Genomic DNA, 16,800 nt, shown 5'->3' with positions numbered 1-16,800 from the left:
TTTGTATAAGCGCGAGGAGACCAAACCGGTATTTGTAGGCGGAGTCCAAATTGGAGGACAAAAAAGTGTGGTTATCCAATCTATGACCACCGCTGATACGCGTGATGTAGAAGCTACGCTCAAACAGATAGAGCAATTGCATGAAGCTGGATGCCAAATCGTTCGTTTAGCGGTTGTTAATGAAGATGCTGCAAAAGCAATCAAGCAAATTAAGGAACGCTCCCCATTGCCGTTAGTAGCTGATATCCATTTTGATTATCGATTAGCGCTTACAGCATTGGAGAGCGGGATTGATAAAATTCGAATTAATCCGGGGAATATTGGAAATCGGAAACGAACCCAGGCAGTAGTGGATGCTTGTCGTGAACGAAATGTTCCTATTCGTATTGGTGTAAACTCAGGTTCAGTAGAAAGACGTCTAATAGACAAATACGGATACCCTAGTCCGGAAGCGATCGTGGAATCAGCTATGAACCATGTAGAGATTTTAGAAGACCTGAACTATGATAATATTACGATCTCACTAAAATCTTCAGATGTTCCAACCATGATTCAGACGTATTCGTTAATGGCCGAACGTCGTCCTTACCCGTTACATGTAGGGGTAACAGAAGCAGGTACACAATTCTCTGGTAGCATTAAATCTGCTGTAGGAATTGGTACGGTTTTATCCATGGGGATCGGTGACACAATTCGCGTATCCCTCACTGCCGATCCTGTTGAAGAAATTAAGGTAGCGAAACAGATTTTGCGCAGTCTAGATATCGTGAACAACGATCCAGTTGTTATTGCTTGTCCATCTTGTGGTCGTTGTGCCATTGATCTGATCGGATTGGCCACGAAGGTGGAGGACGCAGTTAGCACGTTGAAGAAACCATTAAAGGTAGCTGTTATGGGATGTGCAGTTAACGGACCAGGTGAAGCACGCGAAGCTGATGTGGGTGTAGCTGGCGGTAATGGAGAGGGACTAATCTTCCGCAACGGTGAAATCGTCCGTAAAGTAAAAGAAGATGAACTTTTTGAAGAGTTAATGAAAGAAATCAACACAATCATGGAAGAGAAATAGAACGTGTTGATTTGATCAAAGGAGGAACTTGTGTGTTAAGGCAAAGCCAATTACTAATCCCTACTTTACGCGAGGTACCAGCAGACGCAGAGATTGCCAGTCATAAACTGTTGTTGCGTGCTGGTCTTGCAAGACAGTTAGCTTCCGGTATCTATACATTTATGCCGATAGCTCTACGTGTCCTCCAAAAAATTCAAAACATCGTGCGTGAAGAAATGAATAACGCAGGTGCTCAAGAGATTTTAATGCCAACGATTCAACCGGCAGAAATTTGGGAGAAAAGCGGCCGCTGGGATCATTATGGTCCTGAGTTGATGCGTTTACGTGATCGTCATGATCGTCGTTTTGCTTTAGGGCCAACTCATGAGGAGGTTGTAGCTACTTTAGTAGCTAGTGAAATCAACTCCTATAAAAAACTGCCAATTAACTTGTATCAAATTCAAACAAAATTCCGCGATGAGGTACGCCCGCGCTTTGGACTCATTCGTTGTCGGGAATTTATGATGAAGGATGCTTATTCTTTTGATACAACTCAAGAGGGCTTGGATAAGAGCTTTAATGATATGTTCCATGCTTATCACCGTATTTTCACTCGTGTTGGACTTAATTATCGTGCGGTAGAAGCAGATGCGGGTTCTATTGGTGGAACGGGAACGTATGAATTTATGGCGTTGTGTGAAATCGGTGAGGATACGATTGCTTATTCTACAGAGGGCGATTATGCAGCTAATCTGGAGAAAGCGGAAGTATTGTATAACGGACCAACTTCCCCAGAAGCAGACGTAGCTCCATTAGAAAAAATTCACACTCCAAACATCAAAACCATTGAGCAACTAAAAGAGGGTCTGGGTGTTGAAGGCAAAGACATCGTGAAAAGCTTAGCATTCATGGTGGATGATCAGTTTGTACTTGTTTTGATTCGTGGTGATCATGAATTGAACGAAGTGAAGCTGAAAAATATGTTTGACGCAATTGATGTACGCATGGCGACTGAAGCAGAAATCACGGAGAAGCTAGGTGCTCCAGTTGGTTTCGTTGGTCCTGTGGGTGCTGGTGAGAGAAAAATTGAGGTAGTAGCGGACAACTACGTTCAAGAGGTGGCTAGTGCCATTATCGGGGCAAATGAAGTAGATTACCACTTGAAGAACGCACAGTATGGAAGGGATTATCAAGTATCTCGTTTTGCTGATCTGCGAAATATTCAGGAGGGTGACGTTTGCCCACGTACGCAAGCTCCAATCGCTTTTGCCCGCGGTGTAGAAGTAGGTCACGTATTTAAATTGGGTACAAAATACTCAGAGCCAATCGGTGCTAAATTCTTAGACGAGAATGGCCGTGAACAAACAATGATCATGGGATGCTACGGTATCGGCGTATCTCGCACGCTGGCTGCGGTAATTGAACAAAACAACGACGAAAATGGTATCATCTGGCCAACGTCAGTTGCTCCTTATCATGCACATGTAATTCCAATCAATGTCAAATCTGATCAACAGCGTGAAATGAGTGAAGAGATTACAGCCGCATTAGAAGCTGCGGGAGTAGAAGTATTGTACGATGACCGTACAGAACGTGCTGGTGTGAAATTTAAGGATGCCGACTTACTTGGTTTACCGCTTCGAATCACGGTTTCTGATAAATTGGAACCAGGTACAGTTGAAGTTCGCATTAGACGTACAGGTGAGGCTACTGTGGTAGCTGTGAGCGAGCTTGTCTCTTATGTAAAAGAACAGCTAGCAAACCTATAGAGTTAGGTATCCAAAGCAATGCAGGATTTGCTTTGAATTTTGTAGAAAAGAAAAAGGTACCCCAGAAGCGCAAGGGGTACCTTTTCTATGTAGATATTACCGTTGGTTCTGCTTAGCATTTTGTCGTAAGGTAGAGAAGGAGAAAAGCGAGAGGTGAGAAAAAATGGATCTATTAACAGAACAAAAACATAGATTTTCTCTGCTCCTCAAGCAATTAGAGGTTCCCCAAGAGATGGTTGAGCGTTATTTTACCGAGGGGTATATTGAGAAGCTGGAAGTATATAAACAAACCAAAGAATGGATATTTCATTTTACATTTGAAAAAATGATGCCAGTTGATATATATCGTGCGTTTACGAAACGATTACAGCAAACCTTTGCGCATTTAGCTAAGGTTGACGCGATTTTTCGTTATTCCTTGCAGCCGCCCGTACATATTGTGGTGGAAGAATACTGGGATTACTTGCTCAGCGATCCAGATGCACATTTGCAAACATTGGTAGGTACCCTGAAAACAGGACGAGTGGAGACAGCGGGGGACCAAGTAAAGCTATTGTTACCTACTGAGATGGCAGTAGATATTATGAAATCGAAAAAAGCAGATGAACAACTGACCCAAGCATTTTGGAAGATTGCACAGGTACGCCCGCGCTTTCTGTTCCAAGCCGAAGAAAATGACGAGGCTATGCAGGCTTTTATTGAGCAACGTAAAGAAGAAGAACGAGCGTTGGTTAAAAATGTCATGACCCAGCAGGCTCAAGCAGAGAAAGAGCGCCAGAATGGACAAGAAGCTGAAGCGATTACCACCGTTACCATTGGATATGACATCAAGGAGGAGCCTGTACCTATCAGTGAGATTCAAGAGGAAGAAAGACGAATTACGATACAAGGTACAGTCTTTAATGTAGAAATTAGAGAATTAAAAAGTGGACGTCACATTCTAACATTCCATCTGACAGATTATACGGATTCGTTAACGGTCAAAATCTTTTCGCGTGACAAGGAAGATGTTAAAGTACTTGAAGCGATTAAGGACGGTATGTGGATTAAAGCGCGCGGTAGCGTTCAGCATGATACCTTTATGCGCGAGCTGGTAATGATGGCAAATGACATCAACCAGATTGAACAACAAGGACGTAAGGACCAAGCAGAGGAAAAACGGGTTGAACTACACGCTCACACTCCTATGAGCATGTTAGACGGAGTTGTTTCTGTTAAATCTTACATTTCACAAGCTGCTAAATGGGGACACAAAGCTGTTACGATAACGGATCATGGTGTCGTACAGTCATTCCCTGAGGCTTATAGTGTAGCGAAAAAGAACGGTGTCAAATGTATTCTAGGTTTAGAAGCCTATGTAGTGGAAGATGGTATTAATATTGTCTATAACCTAGATCGTGGAGCAACGAATTACGCCATTGATGACAAGACCCCTTATGTCGTATTTGATACAGAGACAACAGGTTTAAATGCGAATGAACATACCATTATTGAAATCGCGGCTGTAAAAATGATAGGCTCAGAAATCATTGAAGAATGGACAGAATTAATTGATCCTGGTATCTTGGTTGGCCCTAAAACCACGGAGATTACGGGGATTACAAACGAAATGCTACGGGGAAAACAGAAGCTGGACGTTGTCTTGCGCCGTTTTAAAGAATTTGCTGGGGATTCGATTCTTGTGGCCCACAACGCCGAATTTGACCAAGCATTTATTAATGCGTGTGCCATTCGAGTAGGAATGGAACCGTGGACAAATTCTTTTTTAGACACTTTGCCGCTCGCACGCATGCTGTATTCAGGCATGCGCAATTATCGATTAGGAACGCTTGCAAAACGCTTTAATGTTGAACTAATCAATGCTCACCGGGCGTTGGACGATACCGTTGCACTAGCAAAGGTTTTCCAGCTCATGTTAAAGGACGTGAAGGAAGCAGAGATCAAAACACTCTCTGAGCTAAATGAGCGCAGCAACGCTCAAGCGGATTATAAGAGTACCCGTCCTTTTCATGCTACGATATTGGTGAAAAACAAAGAGGGTTTAAAAAATCTGTATAAGCTGGTGTCTATCTCGCATACGGAAACATTCTTCCGCGTACCACGTATTATGCGTAGCCAGATTACAAAATATCGAGAAGGCTTGTTAATTGGAACGGCTTGTAAAGAAGGGGAGCTATTCCAAGGCATTCTGCGTGGTAAACCTGAACAAGAATTAGAAGAGATTGCTACATTCTATGATTATATTGAGTTACAGCCCTTAGAGCATTACAAACCTCTATTGCGCAACGAGACGATCCCTAACACGGACGTCGTAAAGACATATCACGAAACACTGATACGCATTGCTGACCATTTGGAACGGCCTGTTGTGGCCACAGGAGATGTTCATTTTCTACACCCTCAAGATCATACGTTTCGTGAAGTATTCTTGCTATCAAAAGGAGACCAGGATGCTAACGACCAACCTCCACTATATTTCATGACTACGGAGGAAATGCTAGAGGCATTCTCTTATTTGGGTGAACAGAAGGCTAAAGAAATTGTAGTAGACAATACAAATGCCATTGCTGACATGATTGAAGATGTTAGCCCGATCCCAGATCGTTTGTATACCCCTGTAATTGAAGGGGCAGATGAAGAGCTGCGTGATATGTGCTATAACAAAGCGAAGCGCATCTACGGCGATTCGTTGCCAGAAATTGTTGAACAACGTCTTGAAAAAGAACTGACCAGTATTATTAAACACGGATTCGGTGTTATTTATCTGATCTCACAGAGATTGGTGACAAAATCACTCAGCGACGGCTATTTAGTAGGGTCACGGGGATCAGTAGGCTCTTCTTTTGTAGCGACCATGTCCGATATCACAGAGGTTAATCCACTGCCGCCTCACTATGTTTGCCCAAACTGTCAGCATAGCGAGTTTATTATGGACGGCTCCATTGGTTCTGGATTCGACTTAAAGGACAAGGATTGCGAGAAATGCGGCACTAGATATATGAAAGATGGCCAAGATATTCCGTTCGAAACCTTCCTTGGATTTAAAGGAGATAAGGTTCCCGATATTGACTTAAATTTCTCAGGTGACTATCAGCCAAGGGCGCATAAATATACACAAGACCTATTTGGTATCGATAATGTTTTTCGTGCAGGAACGATAGGTACAGTTGCCGAAAAGACAGCGTACGGCTATGTTCGTAAATGGGCGGAAGAGCGCAAGCTAATGCTTCGCGGAGCAGAGATTGCTCGCTTGGTTAATGGTTGTACGGGCGCTAAACGTACGACTGGACAGCATCCAGGGGGAATTATTGTTTTGCCTGATTATATGGATATGGAGGATTTTTGTCCGATCCAATTCCCTGCTGATGATGTTAAATCTGAATGGCGAACAACGCATTTCGACTTCCATTCCATCCATGACAATCTATTAAAACTCGATATTCTGGGTCACGACGATCCGACCGTTATCCGGATGCTTCAGGATTTGACGGGATTAGACCCGAAACAAATCCCATTAGACGATCCAAAAACGATGTCTATCTTTAGTTCAACAGAAGCGCTAGGTGTAACGGCTGATCAAATTCGTACGAATATGGGGACGTTGGGAATACCGGAGTTCGGTACGAAATTCGTTCGTCAGATGCTAGAAGATACAAAACCAACCACCTTTGCTGAATTGGTACAGATTTCTGGTCTCTCGCACGGAACCGATGTGTGGCTAAACAATGCACAGGAGTTGATACGTAATCAGACGTGTAAGCTGTCTGAGGTTATCGGTTGCCGTGACGATATCATGGTATATCTGATCTATAAAGGACTGGAACCATCTCAAGCCTTTAAAATAATGGAATCAGTGCGTAAAGGAAAAGGTGTCAGCGAGGAAGACCAAGAGGAGATGCGCAAGCATGATGTACCTGAATGGTACATAGGGTCTTGTCAACGGATTAAGTATATGTTCCCGAAAGCGCATGCGACTGCTTATGTAATGATGGCGGTTCGGATTGCTTATTGTAAGGTACATCATCCGCTAGAATTTTACGCTACGTATTTTACAGTTCGTGCTGATGACTTCGATATCCCGTTAATGGTACAAGGATCGGCAGCTATTCGCCAACGGATTGAAGAGATTGAGGAAAAAGGTCACGATGCCCAACCAAAAGAAAAATCTCTTTTGACTGTATTAGAGATGGCATTGGAAATGGTAGAGCGAGGCTTTAGCTTTACCAATGTCGATCTATATCGTTCAGACGCTGAGAAGTTCCTGATTGATGGAAACAAGCTTATTGCACCGTTTAATGCGATTCCAGGGCTAGGAACTAACGCAGCAATCAGCATTGTAGAAGCACGTGAACAGGGTGAATTTTTATCAAAAGAGGACCTGCTCAGCCGTTCCAAAATTTCTAAAACAATTTTGGAATATCTAGACGAGCAGGGAGCCCTCCAAGGTATGCCAGACTCAAATCAATTGTCCTTGTTCTAACGATTAAAGCATAGTGCAGTTTACTGATCATACGTTGAGAATGGCAACGTTAACGATCGATCCATCTATCACTATGATCAATTTTTGTGATTATATCTTCCTTCTTTTTTGCCTTTACCTTTGTATTGAATCGTTCCATGGAGCTTGCTGGAGGCAGTTGGATGTGGAGTGCGGCACTTCGCTTTTTTTCATGCTACCGCCACTATTGTTTCTTGTGTTTTTACGAGGAAATCTGGGAATGCTATGGATAGAGATTAAAAAGCACCCAAAAGAATGGATATAATGGAGCACGGTAGGTTTTGGCCTGTTTTACGCCCCCTTTTGTTTTGCTCAATCGTATGGGCCAGGATGGTTAATAGCGGGAACATGGCAAATTACAATCATCTCTGGCTCCTTGCTGGCTCCTTTCTTTTTTGAGCAGAAAACAGGCTCACAGGGCGTACAATTAGTGCGAGGGAAAATCTCGCTTCCGGGGTTATGGATGTCAAGTATCATTTTGCTTGGAATTGTGTTCATGCAGAGCGAACGAAGCGAGTGTACTACAACCTAAAGAGGTGCTGTTAGGATTTTTGCCAGTTGTAGTAGCGTCCTTTGCTTATCCGTTAGGGAATCGTAAAATGATGCAAATTTGTGGAGAGCGAGTCGATACCTATCAGCGTGTACTTGGTATGACAATTTGCAGTATGCCGTTTTGGATGCTGTTATCGATAACAGCTTTGGTTGTAGATGGGGCGCCAAGTCAGAGTCAGGTATTCCAAACCTCTCTCGTTGCGATTTTCTCAGGAATTTGTGCAACTGTGTTATTTTTCCGAGCTACGGAAATGGTGAAAGGCAACATGCGTCGCCTAGCGGCTGTAGAAGCAACACAATCGATGGAAGTCTTATTTGCTACAGCAGGAGAGGTCGTGTGGTTATCTGCAAGCTTGCCTACACCAGTGGCTTCAGCAGGGCTCCTGCTTATCATGCTGGGAATGATTTTACATAGCCTGGTATCAAGGTCGGAAAGAAAAGGAAACACCCCCTTTTCATGTATCAGATTGAGTAAGCTGGGCTTTACAATGACTGGTATAATAGGGATTCAGCATGGTTTTGGAAAGTCTGATCAAATGAGGCAGTGGTTGTCAAGAGCCATGGTATTATGCTATAATTTTTTTGGAAATACTGGTTATACACGTACGAGAGTGGGGAAACCCACTCTTTCTTCTTGACCACAGAGGATTTCTAGCTAGAAAGCTTCTCGTGGCAAAGAATTAGATTTGTGACCACCCGGTGCCACTTTGGTAGCCGGTTACACATTTATAACAGTATGGATCTGCTTAAAGGAGGAACTTGCTTGAGCAAGGTAGTGCAAATTGTTGAGGAACTACTGACTCCTATCCTTGAAGAAACAGGATTGGAACTGGTGGATATCGAATACAAGAAGGAAGGTAGCAACTGGTTTTTGCGTATCTTTATCGATAATGATTCGTCCAACATCGATATTGAAGATTGCGGTACCGTTAGTGAAAAACTAGGCGCAAAGCTGGACGAATTGGACCCGATTCCAACCGCATATTTCTTAGAGGTTTCTTCGCCTGGAGCGGAGCGTCCCTTACGTAAAGAAAAAGATTATCACAAGGCTGTAGGCAAACACGTACATATCACCACCAAAGAAGCGGTGGACGGTCACACGTTGTTTGAAGGTACACTAGAAGCGTTTGACGGTGATACGTTAACGATTTCTGAACAAAAAAACAAATATACAATTAAAATGGATCAAATAAACGAAGCCCGATTGGCTATCGTCTTTTAATTGAGGGGAGGACATTAGTACAATGAATGCAGAGTTTATTACAGCACTGCATGATCTGGAAAAGGAAAAGGGGATTGACAAAGAGGTTTTGATTGAGGCGATTGAAGCAGCGCTGATCTCTGGTTACAAGCGCAACTTTAACTCCGCACAAAACGTTCGTGTTGATGTAAACCGCCATTCAGGTCAAGTTCGCGTGTTTGCACGTAAAAATGTTGTAGAAGATGTGTTAGATGCTCGTTTGGAGATTTCTTTGGAGGCTGCTAATGAAATCGATCCTAACTTCCGCATTGATGACATCGTTGAAATTGAGGTAACGCCTCGTGATTTTGGGCGCATTGCGGCTCAAACGGCGAAGCAAGTCGTTACGCAACGCATTCGTGAAGCAGAACGCGGACTTATTTATAATGAATTTATTGATCGTGAAGAAGATATCGTAAATGGTATCGTTCAACGCCAAGATTCCCGCGCATATTTTGTTGACTTGGGGAAAGTGGAAGCGGTAATGCCTCTCACTGAAAAAATGCCAACAGATGATTTTAAACCACAAGACCGAATCAAAGCATATATTATTAAAGTAGAGAAAACGACAAAGGGTCCCCAAATCGTCATTTCCCGTACGCACCCAGGACTATTAAAACGTCTATTTGAATTGGAAGTACCTGAAATTTATGACGGTGTCGTTGAAATTAAATCAGTCGCGAGAGAAGCTGGAGATCGCTCTAAAATTGCGGTTCACTCCACAAATGAAGAAGTCGATCCAGTGGGTGCCTGTGTAGGTCCTAAAGGTCTACGCGTACAAACGATCGTAAACGAACTAAAGGGCGAAAAAATTGACATCGTTCGCTGGTCTGAGGACCCGGCTGAGTACGTAGCTAACGCGTTAAGTCCGTCTAAAGTAGTTCACGTTGAAGTGAACGAAGAAGAGAAAATGACGCGCGTAATCGTACCTGATTATCAATTGTCGCTAGCTATTGGAAAACGTGGACAAAATGCACGCCTGGCAGCCAAACTTACTGGATGGAAAATAGACATTAAGAGTGAAAGTCAAGCTGAACAAGAGGGGATTTCCTATCCTAAGCCTTCCGATGAAGACGCTAGCGATGTGGGTATGGAATGAAAGTAAAAAAAGTTCCATTACGTAAATGCATCGTTTGTCAGGAAATGTACCCGAAGAAGGAATTGCTCCGCGTCGTTCGAACGCCGGATGAACAAATTTTGATTGATCCGAGCGGAAGGGCGTCCGGACGCGGCACTTATGTTTGTCAAAAAGAGAGTTGCCGCACACCAGATACTTTCACTGCTGGAAAATGGAAAAAAGTTTTGGAGCGTGCGCTAAACACCAGCATTTCACAGGAACAATACGAGAACTTCCGCGAGAAATGGCTGGAGATGATGGGGAAATGAATCAAAAAGTAGCGCAATTGCTAGGGTTGGCCATGCGTGCAGGCAAAGTAGTAACGGGTGAAGGTCTCGTGATCAATGGGGTTCGTAACGGACAGGCAAAGCTTGTCCTTCTGGCTACAGATGCATCAGCTAACACGACCAAGAAAGTGTCCGACAAATGCCTGTATTATAAGGTGCCTTGTTATTCGCTTTCGACCAGGTACGAACTTGGAAGTGCGATTGGTAAAGAAGCTCGAGTCTCGGTCGCCATCACAGATACAAAGATGGCGAAGAGCATGGAGAACCTTCTCACACCTAATCCATAACAAGGGGTGATTACATGAAGACACGCGTATATGAATACGCAAAGAAACATAACATGAGCAGTAAAGAAATTGTTACTCTCTTGAAGAGAATCAATATAGATGTCAGCAATCACATGAGTATTATGGACGAAGAAACGGTACAAAAATTGGAACAGCATTTAGCAAATTTACGAGCGAATGCTTCCAGTGGTAACACCCAAGCAAAACAAGTGCAACAACCAAAGCAAGATAAGCCACAAACCATAACGAGCAGCGAGGCGCGAGCCACATCCCAATCGGAAAAATCCCCCAAACAAGACGGTCAAAAACCGCAAATTGCACATGCTGCTGGTAACACCTCAGCTCAAGCAAAGAGTAGAGGAACGCAAAACCAAAATCAGGGGAAGAATCAGGAGCGAAGAGCAAATACTATGAGTCAAAACAAAAAACAAGATGCAAAGCAAAATGAAGTAAAAGATCAAACGACCAATGTTGAGGCAGAACGTAAGGAAGAAACGCTAGCAGACAAAGCGAAAATTCCAGCAAAAGTTGGAATGGAAAAACGCGAAAAAATTAAGAAGGCTCCACAAACTAAAAAAACCTTTGAAGATAACAGAAAAGGACCGCAGTTTAATAAAAACCAAAAACGTTCAAATGGACGTCAAGGTGGAGCCCCTGTACAACGGCCTGTGTTAGAATTGCCTAGCAAAATTACGTTTACAGAGTCACTTACTGCAAACGAATTGGGTAAAAAGCTAAGAAGAGAGCCAGCAGAAATTATTAAAAAACTATTCGCTTTAGGTATCATGGCTACGATCAATCAGGATCTAGATCGAGATACCATCGAATTAATTTGTGCTGACTACGGTGTAGAAGTAGAAGAAAAAATCGTCATTGATGAAACAAACTTCGAAACAATCGCTGAAGTGGATGCAGAAGAAGATCTAAGTGAACGTCCTCCAGTTGTTACCATCATGGGTCACGTTGACCACGGTAAAACAACGTTGCTAGATGCGATTCGCTCTACAAATGTTGTTGCAGGAGAAGCTGGTGGTATTACACAGCATATCGGTGCTTACCAAGTTGAAATTAAAGGCAAGAAAATTACCTTCCTGGATACACCTGGTCACGCAGCGTTTACTACAATGCGTGCTCGTGGTGCTCAAGTTACGGATATCACTATTCTTGTTGTAGCTGCTGATGATGGTGTGAAACCACAAACAATCGAAGCAATCAGCCATGCGAAAGCGGCAAATGTTCCGATTATCGTGGCTGTCAACAAGATTGATAAACCAGCTGCTGATCTAGATCGTGTAAAACAAGAATTAATGCAATTCGAATTAGTATCGGAAGAGTGGGGCGGCGATACGATTTTCTGCCCGCTATCCGCAAAACAGCGTACAGGTATTGAAGAACTTTTAGAATACATTCTATTGGTTTCTGAAGTACAAGAATTAAAGGCTAATCCTGATAAACGTGCTCGCGGTACGGTTGTTGAGGCTGAGTTGGACAAAGGTCGCGGTCCTGTTGCAACTGTATTGGTTCAGCATGGTACGCTCCGTGTCGGTGATCCAATCGTTGTAGGCTCTGCTTTCGGTCGCATTCGTGCTATGGTGAACGACAAAGGTCGCCGCATGAAAGAAGCACCACCGTCCATGCCAGTTGAAATCACCGGTTTAAATGATGTACCTCAGGCTGGGGATCAATTCATGGTATTCGAGGATGAAAAGAAAGCTCGTTCCATCGGTGAATCTCGTGCAGTTAAACAGCGTGATTCTGAGCGCCGTGCAAGTGCGCGTGTTTCCTTGGATGACTTGTTTACTCAAATCCAAGAAGGCGATATTAAAGAATTAAACCTAATTATTAAAGCAGACGTTCAAGGTTCTGTAGAAGCTCTTCGAGGTTCTTTAGAGAAAATTGAAGTGAATGGTACTCGCGTGAAGGTTATTCACACAGGCGCTGGTGCGATTACAGAGTCTGATGTTACTTTAGCAAATGCTTCTAACGCAATTATCATTGGTTTCAACGTACGTCCTGAACCGAATGCTCGCAGTATGGCTGAGCAGGAGCAAATTGATATCCGCCTACACCGCGTTATCTACACTGTAATTGAAGAGATTGAATCCGCATTGAAAGGGATGCTTGATCCTGTATATAAAGAGGAGATCATTGGTCAAGCGGAAGCGCGTCAGATCTTCAAAGTATCTAAAGTGGGTACAATTGCAGGTTGCTATGTTACGGAAGGTAAACTGAGCCGTGACGCAGGTGCGCGATTGATTCGTGATGGCGTAGTTATTTACGAAGGTAAATTAGATACGCTAAAACGTTTCAAGGACGATGTGAAAGAAGTGGCGACGAACTACGAGTGCGGTGTTACTCTAGAACGTTTTACGGATATTAAAGAGGGCGACATTATCGAAGCCTTCATTATGGTTGAAGTTAAAGCCTAATGGTAGCCGTGACGCAGTTAGAATTGTTTATGCCCTATACGAGTTCTCTTAAGGAAAAACGTTCGATTATTAAAAGCGTCATGAGTCAAATTCGAAATAAGTACAATGTATCAATTGCTGAAATAGATTTTCACGAGCAATGGCAGCGTACCTTACTTGAGGTAGCTGCCGTTGCCAATGAATACTCCTTTTTGCAAAAGGAAATTACCACCATCGTGCGGTTTGTAGAAACATTTTCCGACGTAGAGTTAATTCGTGCGGATACGGAATACTACGACTAAGGTACGATTTACGTTCGGAGGTGAACAAAATGAGCATGAATAAAACCCGAATGAGTCGCGTAAGTGAAGAGATCAAAAAAGAATTGAGCATTCTGTTGCAACGTGAAATGAAAGATCCACGCATCGGTTTTGTAACAGTAACAGATGTGGAAGTAACTAGTGACCTTCAACAAGCAAAAGTGTATATTAGCGTTTTCGGAGATGAGAGCAAACGTGAAGAATCGCTGAAAGGCTTGCAAAAAGCAAAAGGCTTTCTACGCACAGAAGTGGGCCGTCGTATCAAATTAAGACATGTGCCTGAGCTTCTATTCAAACTGGATGCTTCCATTGATTACGGAAATAAAATCGATAACCTTTTGCGTGAAATCTCCCCAAATGAAGGAGAGAAATAGGATGAATATCGACCAAACTGTTTTCTTAGATGCCGCTCGTTTTGTTCGTGAAAACGAGCGTTTCTTAATTATTTCCCACGTTAATCCTGATGGTGATACGACGGGCTCTGCACTGGCTATGGCTTTGTTGTTAGAACAGATGGGGAAAAGCTATGTGATTGTAAACCAAGGGTCTACACCTGATATGTTCTCCTTTTTACCGCGCTCCAACCACATCATCAATCTATCGGAACAAACTGTGGATGAGAAATTCTCCTGCGTTATCGCTGTAGACGCGGCAGATAGCAGTCGGATGGGAGAAGTAACTCATTTGTTTGCTCCAGATGCACAAATTCTAAATATTGACCATCATCCTACCAATGATGCGTTTGGTACGTATAACATTCTCCTGCCTCATGCCGCTGCAACGGCAGAGATTATGTATGATTGGTGTGTTGCTTCCTCCTTTTCATTAACAAAAGAAATTGCTACATGTATCTATACAGGATTACTTACGGATACAGGTGGTTTCCGATATTCCAATACGACACCGCACGTGATGGAAATCGCCTCCCATCTACTTACATATGGAGTTTCTTCAGCCGAGATCGCAGAACGTTGTCTAGAGAGCATTACATTAAAGCATGTACAGGTTCTAAAACGTGCTTTAGCATCTCTGGAACTGACTAACGAGGGACTCGTGGCCACTATGCAAATATCAAAACAGGATTTTTTAGAAACCCATTCAACCAATGATGATACAGGTGGCATTGTAAATTACGGGCGTAATATTGAAGGCGTCGAGGTTGGAATATTATTCACCGAGGTAGAAGAAGGCATTATCAAAATTAGCCTGCGTTCACGTGCGAAGGTAGATGTAGCTCAGATAGCTAAGAATATCGGCGGCGGTGGACATGCCCGCGCAGCAGGTTGCACGATGAAGGATGTAACTTTGGAAGAAGCCAAGAAGTCTGTTTTGACATTGGTAGATCAAGTGCTTGGAGTGGAAAGAAATGAATGAGCAGCAGCATGGAGTTCTCGTTTTACATAAACCAGCAGGAATGACTTCACATGATTGTGTTGCCAAAATTCGTCGCATCCTTCAAACGAAAAAAGTGGGGCATACGGGAACACTAGACCCTGATGTGACAGGTGTGTTACCTATATGCATAAATAATGCGACACGAATTGTGGAGTACTTACAGGAGCTTCCAAAGGCTTATGAGGTTGTTATGCGTATTGGTTCAACCACGACAACCGAGGATGCCTCTGGTGAGGTAGTGGAGACAGCTAAGGTGGATGCTGCGACCATTACTAGAGAACGGGTTGAGGAAGCAATGAAGGAAATGCTTGGCGTAATCGAACAAACCCCTCCTATGTACTCTGCTATTAAGGTAAATGGACAGCGTCTGTATGATTTAGCCCGTGAAGGAATTACGATTGAGCGAAAGGCTCGCGAGGTTACTATTTATGAATTACGGCTCCATCACATTGAATCTAACGCAGAATATGTAGATGTGTCGTTTTATTGTCTTTGCTCCAAAGGGACGTATATGCGTACGTTATGTGTTGACCTTGGACAAAAACTGGGGTATCCTGCGCATATGGCCAAGTTAGTTCGTGTCAAAAGCGGACCATTTACAATGCAGCATGCCCATACGTTTGAGGAATTGGAAGCCAGCATGAACAAGGAGCAGGGCTCTAAGAGCATTGAGGAACTTGTGGTTCCAATTGGAGAAGCCTTATCTTATTTGCCTCGCTATGAAATTACAGCGGATCGAGCTAAGGCTGTTCTAAACGGATTGGAAACAGGCTTGCCAGGTTGTCAGGTTGAGGAAGGGAAGCTCATTTGTTTGTATAGTAATGGTCAATTACTTGGCATTCATAAGGTATATAAGAGCCACCGAGGTCTATATGCCAAACCAGAAAAAGTTTTTCGCACATGAGGTGGGGACTTTGAACATAATACGACTATCCTATCCGCTTTCATCTGAGATCGAATTACAACCATGCGCGGTCGCCATGGGATACTTCGATGGTGTTCATATCGGGCATCGTCGCGTCATCCAGCGAGCGATTGATCATGCCCAGGCACATGGAATAAAAAGTGGTGTCTTGACCTTTGACCCACATCCACGTGAAGTTCTAGGCAGAAGTGGTTATTCTCAATATATCACCCCGTTGGATGATAAGCTGGAGCAATTCGAAAAAATGGGAGTAGACATCGTCTTTGTCATGCAATTTGATATTGCCTTCTCCTCTATTTATCCTGAGGATTTTGTAGAAGAAGTGATTTTGCCGCTTCAGGTCAAGCATATTGTGGTTGGTTTTGACAATACGTTTGCTTATCGGGGAATGGGGACCACTCAGACGCTATTAGAACTAAGCAAGGACCGATATACTGTAGATATCATTGGTCCAGTAAATCGTTTAGGCGAAAAGGTAAGTAGTACCATTATTCGGGAATATCTGCACCAGGGAGAAGTAGAGCAAGTACGTCATCTGTTAGGACGCCCTTATAAGGTAAAGGGAACAGTGATTCACGGAGACAAGCGCGGTCGAACCATCGGGTTTCCTACGGCAAATGTCGGGGTGGACGAGCCTTATTTAATCGGGAAAAATGGTGTATACGGCGTTCGAATTACCGTTGATGGTCAAACCTATGACGGTGTGATGAATATTGGAATTAAGCCGACTTTTGAGCTGGAGAAGCGTGAAAAATCGCTGGAAGTTCATATCATAGGGTTTAAAGATGAGATTTATGGAAAAAATGTAGAAGTAGAATTACTCTTCATGATCCGCGATGAAATTAAATTTTCTGGCGTGGATGCTCTTGTCGCCCAAATCCAGCAAGACGTGAATTTTGCTAAAGATAAATTTGCTAAGTTGGCTTGAATGCTAACGAAGTGAATGATTTCCTTTAC

The 16,800-nt window shown here is 43.2% G+C and carries 13 protein-coding genes and 1 pseudogene; all 14 read left to right on the top strand.

Annotation, left to right across the window (positions count from 1 at the left end; all coding sequences use genetic code 11):
- Position 1 precedes the first annotated feature (1 nt).
- The 14 genes and pseudogenes from ispG (at position 2) to GOP56_RS08375 (ending at position 16,771) form a co-directional block, all read left to right on the top strand.
- Complete coding sequence (gene ispG / locus GOP56_RS08440; RefSeq protein ID WP_003336952.1) at positions 2 to 1,066, top strand: flavodoxin-dependent (E)-4-hydroxy-3-methylbut-2-enyl-diphosphate synthase; 1,065 nt, start codon at positions 2 to 4, stop codon at positions 1,064 to 1,066.
- A 32-nt stretch (positions 1,067 to 1,098) separates the two neighbouring features.
- Positions 1,099 to 2,814 carry a proline--tRNA ligase gene (locus GOP56_RS08435; RefSeq protein ID WP_121474736.1) on the top strand — a complete coding sequence of 572 codons (1,716 nt, stop codon included), beginning with the start codon at positions 1,099 to 1,101 and terminating at the stop codon, positions 2,812 to 2,814.
- A gap of 163 nt (positions 2,815 to 2,977) precedes the next feature.
- Entirely contained in the window at positions 2,978 to 7,294 is a 4,317-nt protein-coding gene (locus tag GOP56_RS08430) for a PolC-type DNA polymerase III (protein WP_163245374.1), read from the top strand.
- Positions 7,295 to 7,431: 137 nt separating this feature from the next.
- Positions 7,432 to 8,289 (top strand): annotated as a pseudogene (locus tag GOP56_RS08425) (multidrug resistance efflux transporter family protein); the annotation flags it as partial.
- A 338-nt stretch (positions 8,290 to 8,627) separates the two neighbouring features.
- On the top strand, positions 8,628 to 9,086 hold the full coding sequence (gene rimP / locus GOP56_RS08420; RefSeq protein ID WP_163245373.1) for a ribosome maturation factor RimP: 459 nt from the start codon (positions 8,628 to 8,630) through the stop codon (positions 9,084 to 9,086).
- Between the two features lie 22 nt (positions 9,087 to 9,108).
- Positions 9,109 to 10,203, top strand: coding sequence for a transcription termination factor NusA (gene nusA, locus GOP56_RS08415; RefSeq protein ID WP_003336958.1), 1,095 nt, complete (start codon positions 9,109 to 9,111; stop codon positions 10,201 to 10,203).
- Positions 10,200 to 10,490 (top strand): RNase P modulator RnpM, encoded by a 291-nt coding sequence (gene rnpM / locus GOP56_RS08410; RefSeq protein ID WP_003341347.1) that lies wholly within the window; start codon positions 10,200 to 10,202, stop codon positions 10,488 to 10,490. Before nusA ends, rnpM begins: the two co-directional genes overlap by 4 nt.
- Positions 10,487 to 10,795, top strand: coding sequence for a YlxQ family RNA-binding protein (locus tag GOP56_RS08405; protein WP_022584414.1), 309 nt, complete (start codon positions 10,487 to 10,489; stop codon positions 10,793 to 10,795). The genes rnpM and GOP56_RS08405 overlap by 4 nt, the downstream gene beginning before the upstream one ends.
- A 14-nt stretch (positions 10,796 to 10,809) precedes the next feature.
- Positions 10,810 to 13,224 carry a translation initiation factor IF-2 gene (gene infB / locus GOP56_RS08400; RefSeq protein ID WP_068791722.1) on the top strand — a complete coding sequence of 805 codons (2,415 nt, stop codon included), beginning with the start codon at positions 10,810 to 10,812 and terminating at the stop codon, positions 13,222 to 13,224.
- On the top strand, positions 13,224 to 13,505 hold the full coding sequence (locus tag GOP56_RS08395) for a DUF503 domain-containing protein (RefSeq protein WP_003336961.1): 282 nt from the start codon (positions 13,224 to 13,226) through the stop codon (positions 13,503 to 13,505). Before infB ends, GOP56_RS08395 begins: the two co-directional genes overlap by 1 nt.
- Positions 13,506 to 13,540: 35 nt before the next feature.
- The gene (rbfA, locus tag GOP56_RS08390) at positions 13,541 to 13,897 is read left to right on the top strand and encodes a 30S ribosome-binding factor RbfA (RefSeq protein ID WP_003341340.1); all 357 of its coding nucleotides are present in this window, start codon (positions 13,541 to 13,543) and stop codon (positions 13,895 to 13,897) included.
- A 1-nt stretch (position 13,898) separates the two neighbouring features.
- A complete protein-coding gene (locus GOP56_RS08385) occupies positions 13,899 to 14,897 on the top strand; it encodes a DHH family phosphoesterase (RefSeq protein ID WP_121474734.1) in 999 nt (332 codons plus the stop codon).
- Positions 14,890 to 15,822, top strand: a complete 933-nt coding sequence (gene truB, locus GOP56_RS08380; protein ID WP_163245372.1) for a tRNA pseudouridine(55) synthase TruB — start codon at positions 14,890 to 14,892, stop codon at positions 15,820 to 15,822. Before GOP56_RS08385 ends, truB begins: the two co-directional genes overlap by 8 nt.
- Complete coding sequence (locus tag GOP56_RS08375) at positions 15,791 to 16,771, top strand: bifunctional riboflavin kinase/FAD synthetase (RefSeq protein ID WP_003336965.1); 981 nt, start codon at positions 15,791 to 15,793, stop codon at positions 16,769 to 16,771. The genes truB and GOP56_RS08375 overlap by 32 nt, the downstream gene beginning before the upstream one ends.
- Positions 16,772 to 16,800: the final 29 nt, after the last annotated feature.

It is taken from the genome of Brevibacillus sp. 7WMA2 (genome assembly GCF_010748895.1).
GTDB lineage: Bacteria > Bacillota > Bacilli > Brevibacillales > Brevibacillaceae > Brevibacillus_B > Brevibacillus_B halotolerans.
Note: the sequence above shows the minus strand (reverse complement) of the source record. Positions and strands in the feature narration are given on the sequence as shown.